We start from the raw sequence: 16,797 nt of genomic DNA on the forward strand, positions 1-16,797 counted from the left end.
TAACGCATACAACCCGGAATACTGTACGATACCGAACATATATTGCCTGAAAATGGACACTTGCCTGTTTAAATTATTATATTTGAACCTAAAGAATTTACTAAAAGCTTGATTGCGAGTTAGCTACTTTACCCAATGATTGGTGGCACCGTAGTTGTGCTGCCTATTCACCAAAACAAGGCTGCTACAAATTCACCGATTACGTTATAGTATTTCTATAAAATAGCAATATCATTATAATCAGACTTATCAGACATGCCTTTTTATGGCTAAAACCGACGCGAAGATTTTAATTGTAGACGACCAGGAAGATATTTTAACGGCTGGCCGGATTTTTTTAAAACAGCACTTTACCTACGTGCGCACCGAGTCTAACCCTAACCGCATTCCTTATCTGATGCAAAACGAGCATTTTGATGTAATTATGCTGGACATGAATTATTCGGTGGGAGCTACGTCCAGCAAAGAAGGGTTCGATTGGTTAAAAGAAATTTTGGAACGCGACGTCAATGCCGTAGTTATATTAATTACCGCCTACGGCGACGTGGAAATTGCGGTAAAAGCTCTAAAAGAAGGCGCTACCGATTTTGTGTTAAAGCCCTGGCAAAACGAAAAATTGCTGGCTACGCTTTTATCGGCTACCCAGTTACGGAAATCCAAAAACCAGGTGCAGCACTTAATGGCCCGCCAGCAGCATATCACCCAAACCATCGAGAAAAATTATGGTGAGTTTATTGGGGTTTCACCAGCCATGCAAAAGGTTTATCAAACCATAGAAAAAGTAGGACCTACCGACGCGAATGTTTTGATTTTGGGCGAAAACGGAACCGGAAAAGAGTTAGCCGCCCGGGCCTTGCATCGTAAATCGGCGCGCAGCACAGAAGCTTTTATTAACGTGGACTTGGGAGCAGTGAGCGAAACTTTGTTCGAGAGTGAGTTGTTCGGGCACGCCAAAGGCGCCTATACTGATGCCAAAGAAGACCGGGCGGGTCGTTTTGAAACGGCTTCGGGAGGTACCCTGTTCTTAGATGAAATCGGTAACCTAACGCTCCCCTTACAAGCCAAATTATTAACGGCGCTGCAAAGCCGCCAAATAATCCGGTTGGGTACCAATAAGGCTATTCCAATTAACATCCGGTTGGTGAGCGCTACTAATATGCCTTTGCACGAAATGGTAGGGCAGGGGCGCTTCCGGCAAGACTTGCTGTACCGCATTAATACCGTAGAAATTCAATTACCGCCCTTACGGGAACGCAAAGAAGATATTAAGTTATTGGCGGAGCATTTTTTAACCAATTACCGTCGTAAATATCAAAAACCAAGTTTAGAGCTGGAGGCAGAAACCATTCAAAAATTAACGCAGTACCATTGGCCGGGCAACATCCGCGAACTCGACCACGCCATTGAGCGCGCGGTTATCATGAGTGATGAAAAAGCTTTACAGATTTCGGATTTTGGCTTTGCACCGGCTCCTGTTAAAAACGAGCCCAACCTGGATGCTGATTTAACCCTGGATGCTCTGGAAAAATTAATGGTCCAGAAAATGCTGGCGAAATACGCGGGCAACATTACGCACGCGGCCCGCGAATTAGGCATTACCCGCACTGCGCTTTACCGTCGGATTGAGAAGCATGGTTTATAATAACTTTCGCGCCCGCCTGCTTCTAAAAATTGGTAAACTGGTACTTACGATCAGTTTGCTGGCCTTTATCTTATTTTATCCGCATTGGTACGTTTCGGCATTTTGCCTGGCTTTGCTCATTGCTGCCCAGATTTATTTTTTAATCGAGTACGTAGAGCAAACTAACCGCGAGTTAACCCGGTTTTTTAGCGCCATCCGGTATTCCGATTTCACTCAACGATTTTCGCCGGAAGGTAAAAACCCCACCTTTAAATTACTTTACCACGAGTTTAACGAAGTAATTGAAGCCTTTCAGCGGATAAAAGCCGAAAAGGAAGCCAATCATTTGTATCTGCAAACCATAGTGGAGCACATGAGTATCGGCGTAATGACTTTTAATGCCGACGGTGAGGTTAAATTGTTTAATAAGGCGGCTAAAGAGTTATTGCGGTTGCCCTATTTAAAAAATATCAAGTCGCTGGAGCGGATAAGCCTGGAACTAATGGCTACGCTGCACAGCCTGGAAACCGGTGATAGTAAGTTGGTTTCCATCTCCCGCGAAGACGGCGCGGCTTCTTTGGTTTTACGCGCGACGCAATTACAACTACAGGGCGAACAGTTAAAAATTATATCGCTGCAAAATATCCGTTCCGAGATGGAAGAACAGGAACTGGAAGCTTGGCAGAAATTAATCCGGGTGTTGTCGCACGAAATTATGAATTCTATTACGCCGGTGGTTTCCTTGGCTTCCAGCATTCACGATTTAGTAGCCCAGGATTTAATTACCCAAACGGCAGGGGGGCACTTAGCCGTGGACGAAGAAGTAATGGCCGATGTGCAAACGGGTTTATTAACCATTGAGAAACGCAGCGAAGGATTGTTGCATTTTGTGCACGATTACCGCAAACTAGCCCGGGTACCTAAACCTAACCTGAAACCAGTAAAAGTAAAATCTTTATTTGAGCAACTCGATTCGTTGATGCGCACCGAAATGGGCTACCACCAGGTAAAATTTGCTTTGCATGTACCTAAAGAAGACATGGAAATAGCTGCTGATGCCGAATTAATAAGCCAAGTACTCATTAATTTGGTAAAAAACGCGATGGAAGCCTGCTCCGGATGCGAAAACCCGCAAGTAGAAATTTTTGCTTATTACGATGCCATGGAAAATAACCGCGTGCGGATTGATGTAAAAGACAATGGCCCAGGCATTCCGGAAGAAATTATAGATAAAATCTTTATTCCTTTTTACACTACCAAAAAAGAAGGTTCGGGGATTGGTTTAAGTTTATCGCGCCAGATAATGCGCTTGCACCGCGGTACTTTGCGGGTGAACAGCACGGCGGGTAAGCAAACCATTTTTTCTTTACTATTCTGAGCAGATTAATTAAAAGCCTTTAAGTTTAAAAATTTGAAGGAACAAAAGAGGTACGTGATTGATCTGCTTCCGGATAATTTAAAAATAACTGTTTATAATTTCAGAAAGCATTTCCACGGTTAAAGGTTTGCGCCGGAATTCGGCTACTTCAGCCATGGCCTTTGCTTTTTTTTCATCGTCGTAATTTACCGATGCGGAAAGGATGATAATAACGGGCGGATTATCATTGCCGGACTCTATTTTTTTATACTCCTCAATAAAATCCCAACCGGTGAGTCCTGGTAGGTTCAAATCCAGAAAAATAAGTTCTGTTTTTTCCTGTTCGGCCCAACCCGGATTTTTTAAAAGAGTTATGGCTTCCTGTACCGTTTCGGCCACCTGAATAGTCCGGGTTAGTTGGGTACTGTCGAGCGTACGTTTATGTAAAAAATTTGTGATCGCATCATCGTCAATTAACAAAACATTTAGCTTTCTACTCATACATTTATGGTATCTAAATAACAGGTAACTTAAAACGAAAAATACTGCCCCCGCCCGGATTAGCTTCCATCCAAATTTTACCCCCGTGTAAATCTACAATTTTCCGGCAATGGGCCAGTCCAATACCCGTACCTTCGTAAGCTGCTTGCGGATGTAACCGGTGAAAAATAACGAATATCTTCTCCCGGAACCGTTCATCAATACCAATGCCGTTATCGGCCACCGAAAATACCCAATAATTAGCCTCTTGTACGGCAGTTATGTTAATCTGTGGAAAAATATTTTTCCGACGGAATTTGATCGCATTTGTAATAAGGTTCTGGAATAATAATTTTAGTTCTAAACCATAAGCCTGTAATTCAGGCAATGTACTACTCGTAATTATAGCCTGATTTTCCTGAATGTACGTTCTTAAATCAGCTAAGCATTCTTGCAGAACCTGATTGCAATCTACTTTATCCAGCAATTTATCTTTTCCCAAACGAGAATATTCTAGCAGACCGGTAATTAATGCGCGCATCTTAACAGCCGATTGAGTTAAAAAGCCGAGGTAAACCGCGGTTAATTCGTCCAGCTTGCCTTTGTTATGTTGTTCCAGGTTCGAGACCACGGTGGTAATGGTACGCAAAGGTTCCTGCAGGTCGTGCGACGTAATAAAAGCAAACTGCTCCAATTCCTGATTTTTAATTTTTAAGGTTTCCACCAAGTGCTCCAGTTTAGTACTTTCTGCCTTTAACTGCATTTGTAGGTATGCTTCCTGGGTAATCGTCTTTTGTAAACCCGTTACCAGCATATCCAACAAGGCTACACAAACCACATTCAAACAAATAAGATTAGAAGAAACGGCTATCCAGGATGCTGGATTATATAACTGCGTTAAAGAAGAGTTAAGTGGCTTAAAATGAATAATGAGCGCAAAAACCACGCAAATAAGAACATTCAGGCAGATACTTTGATAAGCAACGGACACCGGAAAAATGAGCGCCGTAAAAATAGTAATGGTTAACAAATATAATAAGCCGGGCCCAAAAGAACCCAAAAAAAGCAGCAATATTACGGCCAACAAGTACAACATGGCCACCGCAATAACTTTCCGGATTGCTAAATTTAAATAAGGATGAAAAGCAATTAGCGCAAATGAAAGAACGGTTACAATATCAATAAAAGCTAAAAATAATAAACCTTCCTTTAAAGACACCCAAACCCCCGGGATTAAGGCCACTAAACTTACTGGTAAAAAAAATACAATGGCATTCGTAAACACTTTATCGCGCCAATAAGCCAAATCTTCTATTTCTGGTTTATTCTTACCCAATAAATTCTTTTCCGTGAATTGCCTGTATTGCAGCCAATAACTCATCTGAATTTCTGTAACATAAGTGCAAGTCTTTCCACGTGCGCTAAATTAGTATATAAATGTTATAGAAATTCCGGAATTTAATTAATAATTCTATATATCCGGAATGGGTTAGTTAAGTATAATTTAAATTAAAAAATTGCTGCAAAGCACCAAACATTGCATAAATACCTGATTTACTCTAAATAAAGTAAATCAGGTATTTAATTTAAAAACGCTCTGTTTTAAAAGGTAGTCGCCTGGGTATTAGCAGAATTTCAGCTCCTTCCCTGATCGTACTGATTATCCCGACTTCCGGATGAAACAAAACTATACTACTCGTCAGTATTTGTATGCGCTAGGTGGTAGTGCCGCTGAGTGCGGATGTAAAAACCCAAACAGGTTAGTAACTACGGGTGTGCACGCTAGCCAGGTACCATATTTTGAACCTTCTAAATGGATAGCCAAACTGCGCAAGTATAAAACCGATAAAAGCTTGTTGCTCCAACATAACCCATATGGCGTATCGGCAACGGGGAGCTACGAGCCGTTTTAATTATTTAAAAGATAAAGCACAGGCTAGCTCGTTTATGTTGTCTTTAAAAAATAAGGCCATCAGAAAGTAGGCGTAAGCCTTATATGTAGCAAAACTTCCATTACCACAGCTTATTATTTTTTAAATTTTTGTTTTTCTGAAAGGATCAATAGGCGTTATAAAGGCTTAGTTTATTTAAAAAAAACAAAAACTTAAAGGGCGAAATAATAATCCGGAGCGTACTTCTACTTTAAAATTATTCTGGTTTTTTGGCCTGAGCGCTGCCGGCAGGTAATAATAAATTAGAGTCAGATAGCCAATCGGCCAAACGTTGCGGCCAGCTACTTACCGCGTTTAACTTAGACCGTTGCCCCATATTGAAGCCGTGGCTGCCTTGCGCCAAAATATGCGCCTCTACGGGTACTTTAGCCGCCCGGTATTTTTGTAAAAGTTCTATGGTGGAGCCGGAACAGCAAGGATCATTGTTGGCTGTTATCAAAAATACGGGTGGCGCATCGGTAGGGATAGCCGCCGGAATAAACCCCGGGCCCGGATAGATCAGCATAAGAAAATTGGGCTTGCTATTCAGACGGTCAATTGGGTCAGTGGCTTTAGGATCACCATTTCCGGGGCCATAAGCCACCATATTGGCCACTTCGCCGCCCGCCGAAAAACCTAAAACGCCAATGCGCATGGGATCAATTCCCCAGACAGAAGCTTTGCTGCGAACGAGCCGGATGGCCCGCTCGGCATCTTGCCGCGGATGCTTTTCCACGTTGTAGGGCGAGTTTTCTTCCCGACCTAAACGGTATTTTAGCACAATAGCCGCTATTCCCAAATTATTTAAAAAAGCAGCGGGTTCTACTCCCTCGGCGTTAAAAACCAGTTCGCGGTGGCCGCCACCCGGCATAATAATCACGGCTGTTCCGGTGGCTTTAGTTTGGGGGGGTAAAAAAACCGTTACGGATGGGTTATGAATATTTTTTACCCACCAATCTTTGGCTTGCTCGGGCTCGTTCCGGCGGTTTTCAAAACCAGGGGCTCCTTGGGGCCACAACGGTATTTTCAGGCCATTATTCTGCGCCTGCGCAACCGTGGACAAACAATGGAGCAGCAGGCAACTTGCCCATATTTGGGAGAAAGCTTTCAAGAGCATTTTTTTAAATTTTTTAAAAGACCAAACGTGATAACTACCGGAATAGCTTTCAAACCTTCCGCTTTAAATGTAAATAGATTTTTTTACTTAGGAAGCAGAAAAAAAATCTAAATAGTACCGGCAGAAAAGATAAAAAGTAAAAAATTAATGTGTCCAGCGGTAATGAAAACGGTCGTAGGCTATCTTGGTAAAAAGATTAATGCACAAAAAGTTGTTTCTATTGTAACCAGATTAGGTTAATTTACCACCCTAATCAAAAACAACCGGATTATGACCTCCTATAAGTTTGGCCCCAGGTAAGCCACTTACCAAAAGGCAGGTATGGTACTAATTACGCCACATTGGCTACCTGTTGCTCAATAATCTGGTGGAGCTGCTGGGCCGGAACCACTCCCGATTGCCGCCACAGAATACGCCCTTGGTAAAACAAGATGAGCGTAGGAATACCCTGAACCCGATATTGTTGCGCTACCGCCTGGTTATGATCCACGTTTATTTTAATTACTTTTACTTTACCGGAGTGGTTTTTAGCAACCTGTTCCAGAATAGGAGCCATGGTTTTACAAGGTCCGCACCAATCGGCGTAAAAATCTACCAAAACGGGCATACCGGGTGCCTGGATTAATTCCTGAAACGATTTTTTCGGCATTTTTTTAAAATTATACAGGTGAAAAAATTAATACTTTACGCACTTACTGCTTTTTTATGTTACTGATAGTAGGGTGAAGGGGTTGTTTGTTGTTTTACTAATTAGATAACTCTTAGTTCAGGAACCCGCATAAACCTTGACGAGCAAAAATTGCTTTACTTAGTTGTGCTGGACAACCTTATAAAAGATTGTACATTTTACTTTAGTCTATCTGTATGAAAAAGATTGTATTGACTGTTACGCTTATACTGAGTTTTTGGCTGATTTACCTGCCGGGACAGGCGAGTAACACGTTTCCGTTTCAGCAAAATAAATCGCAAATTACGGTAGTGTACCTGGTACGCCACGCCGAGAAAGTTACGGCTAACCCCAACGAGCAAGACCCCGATCTAACTTCAGCCGGTTATGCGCGGGCACAAGCTTTACAGAAATACTTGCAAAACACACCCATCGATGGTTTTTTAGCTTCGCCTTACAAACGCACCCGGCTTACCTTAGAACCTTTAGCCGCCGGGCGCGAAATTAGTACCTACCCGGCCCATGGCTACGCGGCTTTAAAAAAACTCATCAACGAGAAATATGCGGGCAAAACCGTGATTGTAGCGGGCCACAGCAATACCTTGCTGGATATTATTGAAACCTTGGGCGCCGCTAAGCCGGTACCAGCCATTGCTGATGCCAAGTACGATTATATTTTTAAGATAACTTTGCGGCCTGGTAAAAAGGCCAAAGTAGAAACTGCCACCTTCGGAACGCCCACTTCTTAGCTGATTACCAGCGGCACAGTTTAGAAAGAAACGCTTTTTATGGGCTATCCAGAAAACCCAGCTATCTTACGGGTATACGGGTAGGATTGCGGGGTTTTTAATTACAGATTAGCTAAAACTAATTTAACCGGAAATTTTTTAAATTTGGGGGTAAGAGCGGGTGTTTATCCAACAGTAAGGCCTGCTGCACTACCAGCGTAATGATGATAATAATAACTATTTGTAAATTACTTAAAATCCGGGCATTGCCCTGAATGGCATCGGAGCTATGGAGTAATTCTTCGCCTACTTTAATTTGAATATCGCTTAGTAAAACCAGTTGCCCGTGGATGGCTTTGAAAACCTGGGCTATTTCCTGGTTAGCGCTACCGGGCACTGTTGCCGGTTGGCTTAACACTTGTTGTTCCAAGGTGTTGTAGCGACTCATTTTTGCTTTAAACTCCTGCAAACTCCGGTTTTCTTCGGCTACCAGGTAAGTAGCCTCAAATTTATGAATAGTAGAGTCGATTTGTTGGGTATATACCATTATTTGCTGCTTGGCCTTTTTTCTTTGATAAGCCGTTGGGTGCGATAGATATTGTTCCAGGATTAATCTTCTATTGTACATGAGATCATTCATGTAAAAAAGTTCGGCGGCCGGAATTAAACGGTCTTTGTAGATAGAAGAAACCGAACTATTCATCTCGCGCATATATCTTTTTTCCAGAAAACTGCTCCCCAAAACCATTAATACCACTACCATCAAAAGCAAGGCAGGTTTGGTTTTATTATGGATTTTATACAACCAATTTATACTTTTATCTTTCCCCATTATTATCCTAATATAATAAAACTCTACCGAAGTTCCTGCTTTTTATTCCAGGCCAGGCGGAATGAGTACCATAAAGCATTAAATAATTTAAAAAATGCAGGTCGCAAAAGGAGGAAATTAAGCCTTAGGGAGAAGGTGCCCGGAAGCAGGATTGGGGAAGTAATTGGTTTACTACTAAATTTAAATACTTAGAAACTGTTTTAAAAGAAAAAAGCCCGCTGCTACTTAGAGGGTTGACTATAAACAGCAATAATGATCGCACCGCCTGCCATCAGCAACGCTCCCAATATAATGGGCCAGTCTACCCGTTCTTTCAGAAAAATAACCGCGAAAATAATCGCAAATACCAAAGATAACCGTTCCAGGGGTGATACCCGGGAAGCATCGCCCAGCTTTAGTGCGTAAAAAGCTAACAAAGACGAAATGCAAGTTAGAATACCCGCAATGCCCAAAAACAACCAGTTACGCCGCTCAATTTGTCCTACATTCGGCAAGTTTCCCTGGAAAGTAACTACCGCCCAGGATATTACCAGAATAAATACGCCTTGGATGGCAAAAGCCAGACTGGAATCGACATTTTTAATGGCTGCTTTTGATAAGGTAACAACAATGGCAGAAGTAAGCGCGGCAAGTAAAGCAAAAAGAATCCACATAAGCAGGTTAGATATTCCGGGAAAAAAGCGGCAAAATAAGTATCTAGTGGTAAAGTTTCTTCTAACGGCACCTGCATGAGTAAGTTGTATGCTTCTTACGAAGCAATGCAAACAAGTGAAATTTCTAAATTTTCGCCGTTCTTAAGCCACTTGAAATATAAATTTTAAAATTATTTAACAGAGAGCTCATAACCTGTTTTCTTTTCAATTATGTATAGTTCAGTAGCGGCATGTAGCCCTAATATCTGGTTTGTGTTAGCCTTTTTGGGATTGGGTATGTACTTGAGCGTGGCCGTTCAAAAATTAACCGTTGCCGGCGCTATTACGGGTGGTACGTTGGGTTTCGCTATTTTTCTAGGAGCCGGCTATGCGGGTTTGGTTATGTTGGGTGTTTTTTTCGGGTTGGGCTCGGCCGCCACCTCCTGGAAGTTAAAATACAAACAAAGTCAGGGCCTGGCCGAATTAAACAAAGGGCGGCGCACCGCCGGCCAAGCTTTTGCGAACGCCGGCGTTGCCGCTATCACGGGTTTGCTGGCTTGGCTTTTTCCCGCAAATGCGCCTGTTTACCAGGTAATGCTGGCAGCTAGTTTTGCCGCAGCTACCGCCGATACGCTTTCATCGGAGCTGGGTAACGTGTACGGGCGCCGGTTTTACCACGTGCTTACGGGCCAAAAAGCTACCCGGGGCTTAAATGGGGCGATCAGTTTGCAAGGCACAGGTTTTGGCATTCTGGGAAGTTCTATAATTGGTTTTTTGTATGGTATCGGATTTGGGTGGAGTTATCAAGTTTTGAGTATTGTATTGGCCGGTACCATTGGTAACTTCTTTGATTCCATTTTAGGAGCCACCCTGGAAAACCGCGGATATTTATCGAACAATGCGGTTAATTTTTTAAATACGTTGGTGGGTGCTTTAGCCGGTGGCGCTTTTATCTCCTTCGTTAAAATTTAAAAAAACACACAAATTCTCTTGTGTTGAATTACAGGTAACGTGTTCACGCCAACGGAACCTAAACTTTATCTGATAATGGGCTGTTTAATAACACACAGGTAGCAAATCAGGCAGGTTAGAGTAAAGTTTAGTTTATAGTAACCATTGATTTATTCTAAAGCAACCAGCCGGTATTCTTAAAAAGAGAGCTGCTATCTGCATACAAAATTTAGATTTCTAAAAATCAAATAGAAAAATGAAACAGTCTAAAAAACTTTCCGAAATACCCATTTCAGTTCTGGACCTGGTGCCCATCTTAGCAGGTAAAACGGCCACCGATTCGTTCCAGAACAGTTTACAATTGGCGCAGCAAGTAGAGCAGTGGGGTTATAATCGGTATTGGATGGCCGAACACCACAATATGGTAGGCGTGGCCAGTTCCGCCACCGCTGTGTTAATTGGGTTTATTGCCAACGGTACTTCTACGATCCGGGTAGGTTCCGGCGGTATTATGCTGCCCAACCACGCGCCGCTGGTAGTAGCCGAGCAATTTGGTACTTTAGCTTCGTTGTACCCCAACCGCATTGACCTGGGTTTAGGCCGGGCTCCTGGCTCCGACCAACTCACGGCTATGGCGCTGCGGCGCAGCCTGCAAGGTTCGGTAAACGATTTTCCGGATAACGTAGAAGAACTGCGTACGTATTTTTCCAAGGATAATAGCACCTCGCCGGTGCGGGCCATTCCGGGCGAAGGTTTAAATATCCCGATCTGGATTTTGGGTTCCAGTACTTTTGGGGCGCAGTTAGCCGGTATGATGGGCTTACCCTACGCTTTTGCCAGCCATTTTGCGCCCACTTACTTACAAGCCGCTTTACAAACATACCGCGACCATTTCCGGCCATCAGAATTTTTAAAAGAACCTTACGCCATGGTGGGAATTAACGCTTTTGTAGCCGACACCGAGAAAGAGGCGCATTATTTAGCCTCCAGCTTATACGCTACTTTTGTAAACGTAATCCGGGGTAAATCGCAGCCCCTGCAACCACCCGTAGAAAACCTGGATGCTATTTGGGACGCGAACGAAGAATATGCCGTGCAGCAAATGTTACGGTACACGTTTATCGGGGAGCCGGGGCAGGTAAGAGAAAAATTACAAGATTTAGTGGATCTTACTCAAGCCGATGAATTAATTATTTCTTCGCACATTTACGACCAGGCCGCCCGCTTGCGTTCCTACGAATTAATTGCCGAGTTAAAACAAACTCCCGCCCGGGCAGCTTACGCTACGCATTAATTTTTAAAAAATATTTAAAAAAGCAATCCGGAAGTTGATACCCGGGTTGCTTTTTTGTTTTTAGTAAAATTCAGTAAGTATTTACCCGGCTATTTTGCAAATTTGTTTTGGTTTAGCTGTAAAGATTTGTTTTTACCCGAATCATTTACCTTAAGTAAAAGACTGAACAATTACCTGGATTCCTATATTTGCAAAAACAACCAGGCCACCATGACACCAGAAGCGTACTTCGAAAAATTAGGATTAGCGTTACCGCCTGCTCCCCAGCCATTAGGCGTATATAAACCTTTGTTACTAGACGGAAAATATTGTTATGTGTCGGGGCACGGTACGGTGCAAGCCGACGGTAGTTTAATAATCGGTCGCATTGGTCAGGATTTATCACCGGACGAAGGAAAATTGGCAGCCCGGCAAGTGGGATTAGCGATTCTGGCTACCTTAAAAGCAAATTTAGGCAGCTTAAACCGGGTGAAACGGGTGATCAAGGTTTTGGGTATGGTTAATTGCGTGACCAGTTTCGAAAAGCATCCGTTTATTATTAATGGCTGCAGCGAGTTATTTGCGCAGGTTTGGGGCGAAGAAAACGGCATTGGGGTACGTAGCGCCGTGGGCATGGGATCGTTGCCCGATAATATTCCGGTAGAGATTGAAGCTTTGTTCGAGCTGCATTAATCACTAACCACTCGCCCGGAAGCTCCCGAAAATCAAAAAAATTAAAAAAGTTTTTCAGTCGTTAAAATAGATCAATTACTCCGCAATCAGAATTCTAATTTTATTACGTACAACTAATAACCAGCCAATATGAGCGAAACTGATTCTCTTCCCTGGTATACCATTACTAACATGGATACCGTAGATACGCCGGCGCTGATTGTTTTTCCGGAGCGGGTGAAACAGAATATTCAGATGCTCACCAAGCTGGTAACGGGAGTAGAATGGCTGCGCCCGCACGTGAAAACGCACAAAATGATGGAGGTAACTACTTTGCTTTTGCAGGCCGGTATTACTAAATTTAAATGTGCTACCATTGCCGAAGCCGAAATGCTGGGGCAGGCCGGTGCGCCAGATGTGTTACTGGCTTACCAACCGGTGGGTCCAAAAATTTACCGCTTACAGTTGTTGGTGCAGAAGTATCCGAAAACCAAGTTTTCGTGCTTAGTGGATAATGAAACCATTGCGCAAAGTATTGCCATTACCTTTGCCCGGGAAAATTTAACCTTGCCGGTATTTCTGGATTTAAACGTAGGCATGAACCGGACCGGCATTGCTCCGGGTTCCGAAGCATTGGCCTTATATCAGGCTTGTAACCGATTAAAGGGCATTATAGCAGTAGGGTTACACGCCTACGATGGCCATTTGCGCCACCCCAATATAGATGAACGCCAGGCCGCTTGCGATGCATCTTTTGAACCCGTGCAATTATTAGCTAACCAGATTACAGCGGCGGGTTATCCAACTCCCATTATTGTGGCGGGTGGTTCGCCCACTTTCCCGATTCATGCGCGTCGCCCCGGCGTAGAATGCAGCCCGGGCACTTTTGTGTTCTGGGATTATGGCTACAGCACCACTTTAACCGAACAGCCTTTTATATATGCGGCCATAGTAGCTACCCGCGTTATATCGCGGCTGGATGCGCAAACCCTTTGCCTGGATTTAGGCCATAAAGCCATTGCCGCCGAAAATCCTTTACCCCGCGTAGTTTTCCTGAATGCGCCAGAGGCGCAACCCATTTCGCAAAGCGAAGAGCACATGGTGGTGCAAGTGCCCGGCTCGAGTACTTATCAGGTCGGCGATGTGTTTTACGGCATTCCGGTGCATATTTGCCCTACTTGTAATCTGTACGACAAAGCTTTTGTGGCAGAGGACCACCAGGTAAAAACCAGCTGGGCCGTCGTTTCCCGGAACCGGTTTATTACGGTTTAAAATTATTTTTTGAGGTTATATTTTTGTATTGAAAGCATAGTATAAGCTCTCCTCCTAAGCTTAGGAGAGGCAAGGGTGGTTAACTTGCGGTGGATAGTAGTACAAACTTTAATTTACTCGTTACCTAACTAAGTAACAGGACAAAATTGAGTTGATAAAAACCTGAGTTTAAGTAATTGATTATTAATTTATTAACGATCGAACAACGAACAACTAAAAACGACCAACTACTTATCTTACCATCCCCTGAATAAAAGAATTATTTAAAAATATTCCTTGAACCATCCGGTTGTCGAACCACTAACAACCAAAAACTATTTGCTAGAACATGTTTACAATCGATGCCCACCTCGACCTTTCGATGAATGCTTTAGAATGGAACCGGGATTTACGCCAACCCGTATCTGTTATTCGGGAGCGGGAGAAAGAAAAAACCGATTTGCCCGATCGTGGCCGAGGCACAGTAGCCTTTCCGGAGCTTTGGCAAGGAGATGTGGGTTTAATAGTGGCTACGCAAATTGGCCGGTATGTAGCGCCGGAAAATTCTTTGCCCGGCTGGCACTCACCGGAGCAAGCCTGGGCGCAAACGCAAGGCCAATTAGCCTGGTACCGCGCCATGGAAGAAGCCGGAGAATTGGTGTCTATCACGGATTTACCTGGTTTAGAAAACCATTTGCAAAACTGGCGAAGTACGGATAATTCGGATAATACAAAGCCGATTGGGTATATCCGGAGTCTGGAAGGCGCCGACTCGTTAGTTACCGTGGGGCACCTGGAAAGAGCCTGGCAACAAGGTTTGCGCGCCGTGGGTCCTGCCCATTATGGCCCTGGGCGCTATGCCAACGGCACGGATGCTACCGGTGGCTTGCAACCTGTTGGTAAAGAATTGTTACGTGAAATGGAGCGCCTGAACATTATTCTGGATGCTACGCACCTCTGTGACGATGCGTTCTGGGACGCGATGGATTGCTTTCAGGGACCGGTGTGGGCCAGCCATAATAACTGCCGGGCGTTGGTAAACCACAACCGCCAGTACAGCAACGAACAGTTAAAAGAATTAATCGCCCGGGGTTCCGTAATCGGGGCGGCCTTTGATGCCTGGATGCTGGTACCAAACTGGCAACGCGGTCAATCCACGCCGCAGGCTATGAATTGCTCCCTGGAAACCGTGCTGGACCATCTGGACCATATCTGCCAGGTGGCCGGTAATGCGCACCACGTCGGAATTGGTTCGGATTTAGACGGAGCTTTTGGCCAGGAACAAAGCCCGTACGATTTGGAATCTATTGCAGATTTAAAAAAAATACCCGATTTGCTGGCTCGTCGTGGTTACTCCCCCGAAGATATTCAGAATGTGATGCACGGTAACTGGCTGCGTTTCCTCCGCCGGGCTTGGGCTTGATTTTTTAAAAATTCCTTAAAAGTACTTGTGCCTAACAAGCTTTTTGCTGCGCTATAACAGAGTTCTGAAGCAGGTAAAAATAAGTAAAGTTTTGCTTAGCCGTAGCTTTTTGGTATTCTAGTGCAGCAATTAGCCCGCTATTTCGTGCCTCGTTCCGGAGGCAGTTTTTGAAATAGAACGATCCTTTTTTAACAGGTAAGAAGATATAATTTTCAAGTGGCCGCTTTGGTTGTTATTAATTCTTCTATATTTCAGGAAACTTCTTTAGATTTTAAAATGAGTACAACAAAGCAACTCCAACGATCGCTGGGGCTCCGGTTAGTGATTGTAGTAGTAATTGGGAACATAATTGGCTCGGGCGTTTATAAAAAAGTGGCGCCTATGGCGAACGAGCTGCATTCGTCGGGTTGGATTTTAATTTGTTGGGTGCTGGGTGGCATTATTACTTTATTCGGGGCGCTCAGTAACGCCGAAGTGGCTGGTTTACTAGCCGATACTGGGGGAGAATACTCGTATTACAAAAAAATCTATAACCGGTTTTTTGCATTTATTTTTGGCTGGTCGTTGTTTACGGTTATTCAAACGGCTTCCATCTCCTCGTTAGCCTACGTTTTTGCGCAATCCTTTAGTAGTATTGTGGCTTTGCCACCCTTGCTACCCGGTTTAGCCCAGGTAAATATAGGCGAGGTTTTTTACCCCTTGGCCGACCTGAACGTGAAAGTGGTGGCCATTATTCTAATTATATTACTTACCTGGCTGAACACCAAAGGCATTAAAACCGGCGCAAATGTGAGTACCGGCATTTTATTACTGGTGTTTACGGGTATTTTGATTATTGTACTTTTTGGCATCAGCAGCCCTGCTGCTAACCTGATGCAGCCTTTTCAAATGCGTACTACTACCGGCGAAGCCGTTACCGTAAGTGCCATATTTACCGCCATGTTATCGGCCTTTTGGGCCTACCAGGGTTGGGCCGCCATTGGCTACGTAGGCGGCGAAGTGAAAGATGCTAACCGTACCATTCCCCGGGGGATTGCTATTGGCGTATTACTAATTATAACTATTTACTTGTTGGTTAACGCCACCTATTTATCGGTTTTATCTGTTCCGGAGCTAACTCAAATTCACCTGGCCGGAAATAAAATTGCCGCGGTAGAGGCCGTGCAAAGTTTCTGGGGCAGCAAGGGCGCGGTGTTTATTTCCATTTTAATTCTGGTAACTACTTTGGGTTGTACCAATGCTACTATTCTGGCCAGTTGCCGTACGTACTTTGCTATGGCCCGCGAAGGCTTATTTTTTAAAAATGTGGCTAACTTAAACAAAGAAAATACCCCGGCTAACTCCTTGTGGTATCAGGGCGTTTGGGCTTGTTTGCTGGTGCTTTCCGGTTCTTTCGACCAGTTAACCGATATGATTATTTTCGCGGTTTTTATTTACTACGGCGCTACCACTTTGGGCGTATTTATTCTCCGGCGCAAAATGCCCGATGCGCACCGGCCTTACCGGGTGTGGGGTTACCCCATTGTGCCCGCTATTATGATTTTATTTTGCGCGGTGCTGGTGTTAAATACCTTTTTTATCCGTCCTCGGGAAGCGGCGATTGGCTTAGTGCTAATGTTTACCGGCGTGCCGCTGTACTGGTACTTTACCCGCCAGGAAGTAAAAAAAAGTAGGAGTAATTAATGGAAATTTAAAAAATACCCAAACCAGTAGTGAGCCTGTGATTTATTTGGGGCTCGCTATTGGTTCGGATTAAAATTAAATATTTAACGTGCGTTCGAGCTAAGCAAAGCCTCCCTGAAATACAAGCTAATCTTCTTTATTCCAGTTATTCTGGAAGAATCTAACCAGTAAGTAACCGG

At 43.9% G+C, this 16,797-nt stretch carries 16 protein-coding genes; 10 read left to right on the forward strand and 6 right to left on the reverse strand.

Annotated features, from left to right (window positions below; genetic code table 11):
* Window positions 1-265 precede the first annotated feature (265 nt).
* Together AHMF7616_RS03430 and AHMF7616_RS03435 are read left to right on the forward strand one after the other, a co-directional pair.
* On the forward strand, window positions 266-1,642 hold the full coding sequence (locus AHMF7616_RS03430; RefSeq protein ID WP_115371609.1) for a sigma-54-dependent transcriptional regulator: 1,377 nt from the start codon (window positions 266-268) through the stop codon (window positions 1,640-1,642).
* Window positions 1,632-2,999 carry a sensor histidine kinase gene (locus AHMF7616_RS03435; protein WP_115371610.1) on the forward strand — a complete coding sequence of 456 codons (1,368 nt, stop codon included), beginning with the start codon at window positions 1,632-1,634 and terminating at the stop codon, window positions 2,997-2,999. The genes AHMF7616_RS03430 and AHMF7616_RS03435 overlap by 11 nt, the downstream gene beginning before the upstream one ends.
* A 78-nt stretch (window positions 3,000-3,077) precedes the next feature.
* Here AHMF7616_RS03435 and AHMF7616_RS03440 read toward each other — a convergent pair whose 3' ends face one another.
* Both AHMF7616_RS03440 and AHMF7616_RS03445 read right to left on the reverse strand, forming a co-directional pair.
* Complete coding sequence (locus AHMF7616_RS03440; protein ID WP_115371611.1) at window positions 3,078-3,479, reverse strand: response regulator; 402 nt, start codon at window positions 3,477-3,479, stop codon at window positions 3,078-3,080.
* Between the two features lie 13 nt (window positions 3,480-3,492).
* Window positions 3,493-4,839 carry a sensor histidine kinase gene (locus AHMF7616_RS03445; RefSeq protein WP_115371612.1) on the reverse strand — a complete coding sequence of 449 codons (1,347 nt, stop codon included), beginning with the start codon at window positions 4,837-4,839 and terminating at the stop codon, window positions 3,493-3,495.
* Window positions 4,840-5,134: 295 nt separating this feature from the next.
* Here AHMF7616_RS03445 and AHMF7616_RS03450 point away from each other — a divergent pair, with 295 nt between their 5' ends.
* Window positions 5,135-5,371: a hypothetical protein gene (locus AHMF7616_RS03450; protein ID WP_115371613.1), complete on the forward strand. Its 237-nt coding sequence runs from the start codon at window positions 5,135-5,137 to the stop codon at window positions 5,369-5,371.
* Window positions 5,372-5,606: 235 nt separating this feature from the next.
* On the opposite strand, the gene AHMF7616_RS03455 is transcribed toward AHMF7616_RS03450, so the two are convergent.
* Both AHMF7616_RS03455 and trxA read right to left on the reverse strand, forming a co-directional pair.
* A complete protein-coding gene (locus AHMF7616_RS03455) occupies window positions 5,607-6,506 on the reverse strand; it encodes an alpha/beta hydrolase (protein ID WP_115371614.1) in 900 nt (299 codons plus the stop codon).
* Between the two features lie 331 nt (window positions 6,507-6,837).
* The gene (gene trxA, locus AHMF7616_RS03460; protein WP_115371615.1) at window positions 6,838-7,155 is read right to left on the reverse strand and encodes a thioredoxin; all 318 of its coding nucleotides are present in this window, start codon (window positions 7,153-7,155) and stop codon (window positions 6,838-6,840) included.
* Between the two features lie 215 nt (window positions 7,156-7,370).
* On the opposite strand from trxA, the gene AHMF7616_RS03465 reads away from it, so the two are divergent.
* Window positions 7,371-7,922 (forward strand): SixA phosphatase family protein, encoded by a 552-nt coding sequence (locus AHMF7616_RS03465; RefSeq protein WP_115371616.1) that lies wholly within the window; start codon window positions 7,371-7,373, stop codon window positions 7,920-7,922.
* Between the two features lie 118 nt (window positions 7,923-8,040).
* Here AHMF7616_RS03465 and AHMF7616_RS03470 read toward each other — a convergent pair whose 3' ends face one another.
* Window positions 8,041-8,733 carry an MCP four helix bundle domain-containing protein gene (locus AHMF7616_RS03470; RefSeq protein WP_115371617.1) on the reverse strand — a complete coding sequence of 231 codons (693 nt, stop codon included), beginning with the start codon at window positions 8,731-8,733 and terminating at the stop codon, window positions 8,041-8,043.
* A 221-nt stretch (window positions 8,734-8,954) separates the two neighbouring features.
* Window positions 8,955-9,386, reverse strand: a complete 432-nt coding sequence (locus AHMF7616_RS03475) for an EamA family transporter (protein ID WP_115371618.1) — start codon at window positions 9,384-9,386, stop codon at window positions 8,955-8,957.
* A 210-nt stretch (window positions 9,387-9,596) separates the two neighbouring features.
* Between AHMF7616_RS03475 and AHMF7616_RS03480 the strand changes: the two genes are divergently transcribed.
* From AHMF7616_RS03480 to AHMF7616_RS03505, 6 genes are all read left to right on the forward strand, one after another.
* A complete protein-coding gene (locus AHMF7616_RS03480; RefSeq protein WP_199474089.1) occupies window positions 9,597-10,337 on the forward strand; it encodes a DUF92 domain-containing protein in 741 nt (246 codons plus the stop codon).
* A gap of 235 nt (window positions 10,338-10,572) precedes the next feature.
* On the forward strand, window positions 10,573-11,610 hold the full coding sequence (locus AHMF7616_RS03485) for an LLM class flavin-dependent oxidoreductase (protein WP_115371619.1): 1,038 nt from the start codon (window positions 10,573-10,575) through the stop codon (window positions 11,608-11,610).
* Between the two features lie 210 nt (window positions 11,611-11,820).
* Window positions 11,821-12,282 carry a RidA family protein gene (locus tag AHMF7616_RS03490; RefSeq protein ID WP_115375446.1) on the forward strand — a complete coding sequence of 154 codons (462 nt, stop codon included), beginning with the start codon at window positions 11,821-11,823 and terminating at the stop codon, window positions 12,280-12,282.
* Window positions 12,283-12,411: 129 nt separating this feature from the next.
* Complete coding sequence (locus tag AHMF7616_RS03495; protein WP_115371620.1) at window positions 12,412-13,533, forward strand: D-TA family PLP-dependent enzyme; 1,122 nt, start codon at window positions 12,412-12,414, stop codon at window positions 13,531-13,533.
* 328 nt (window positions 13,534-13,861) lie between these two features.
* Window positions 13,862-14,935, forward strand: coding sequence for a dipeptidase (locus AHMF7616_RS03500; RefSeq protein ID WP_115371621.1), 1,074 nt, complete (start codon window positions 13,862-13,864; stop codon window positions 14,933-14,935).
* 276 nt (window positions 14,936-15,211) lie between these two features.
* Window positions 15,212-16,618, forward strand: coding sequence for an APC family permease (locus AHMF7616_RS03505; protein ID WP_115375447.1), 1,407 nt, complete (start codon window positions 15,212-15,214; stop codon window positions 16,616-16,618).
* The last annotated feature ends 179 nt before the right edge of the window (window positions 16,619-16,797 follow it).

Origin of the sequence: Adhaeribacter pallidiroseus (assembly GCF_003340495.1) — a bacterium.
Lineage (GTDB): Bacteria > Bacteroidota > Bacteroidia > Cytophagales > Hymenobacteraceae > Adhaeribacter > Adhaeribacter pallidiroseus.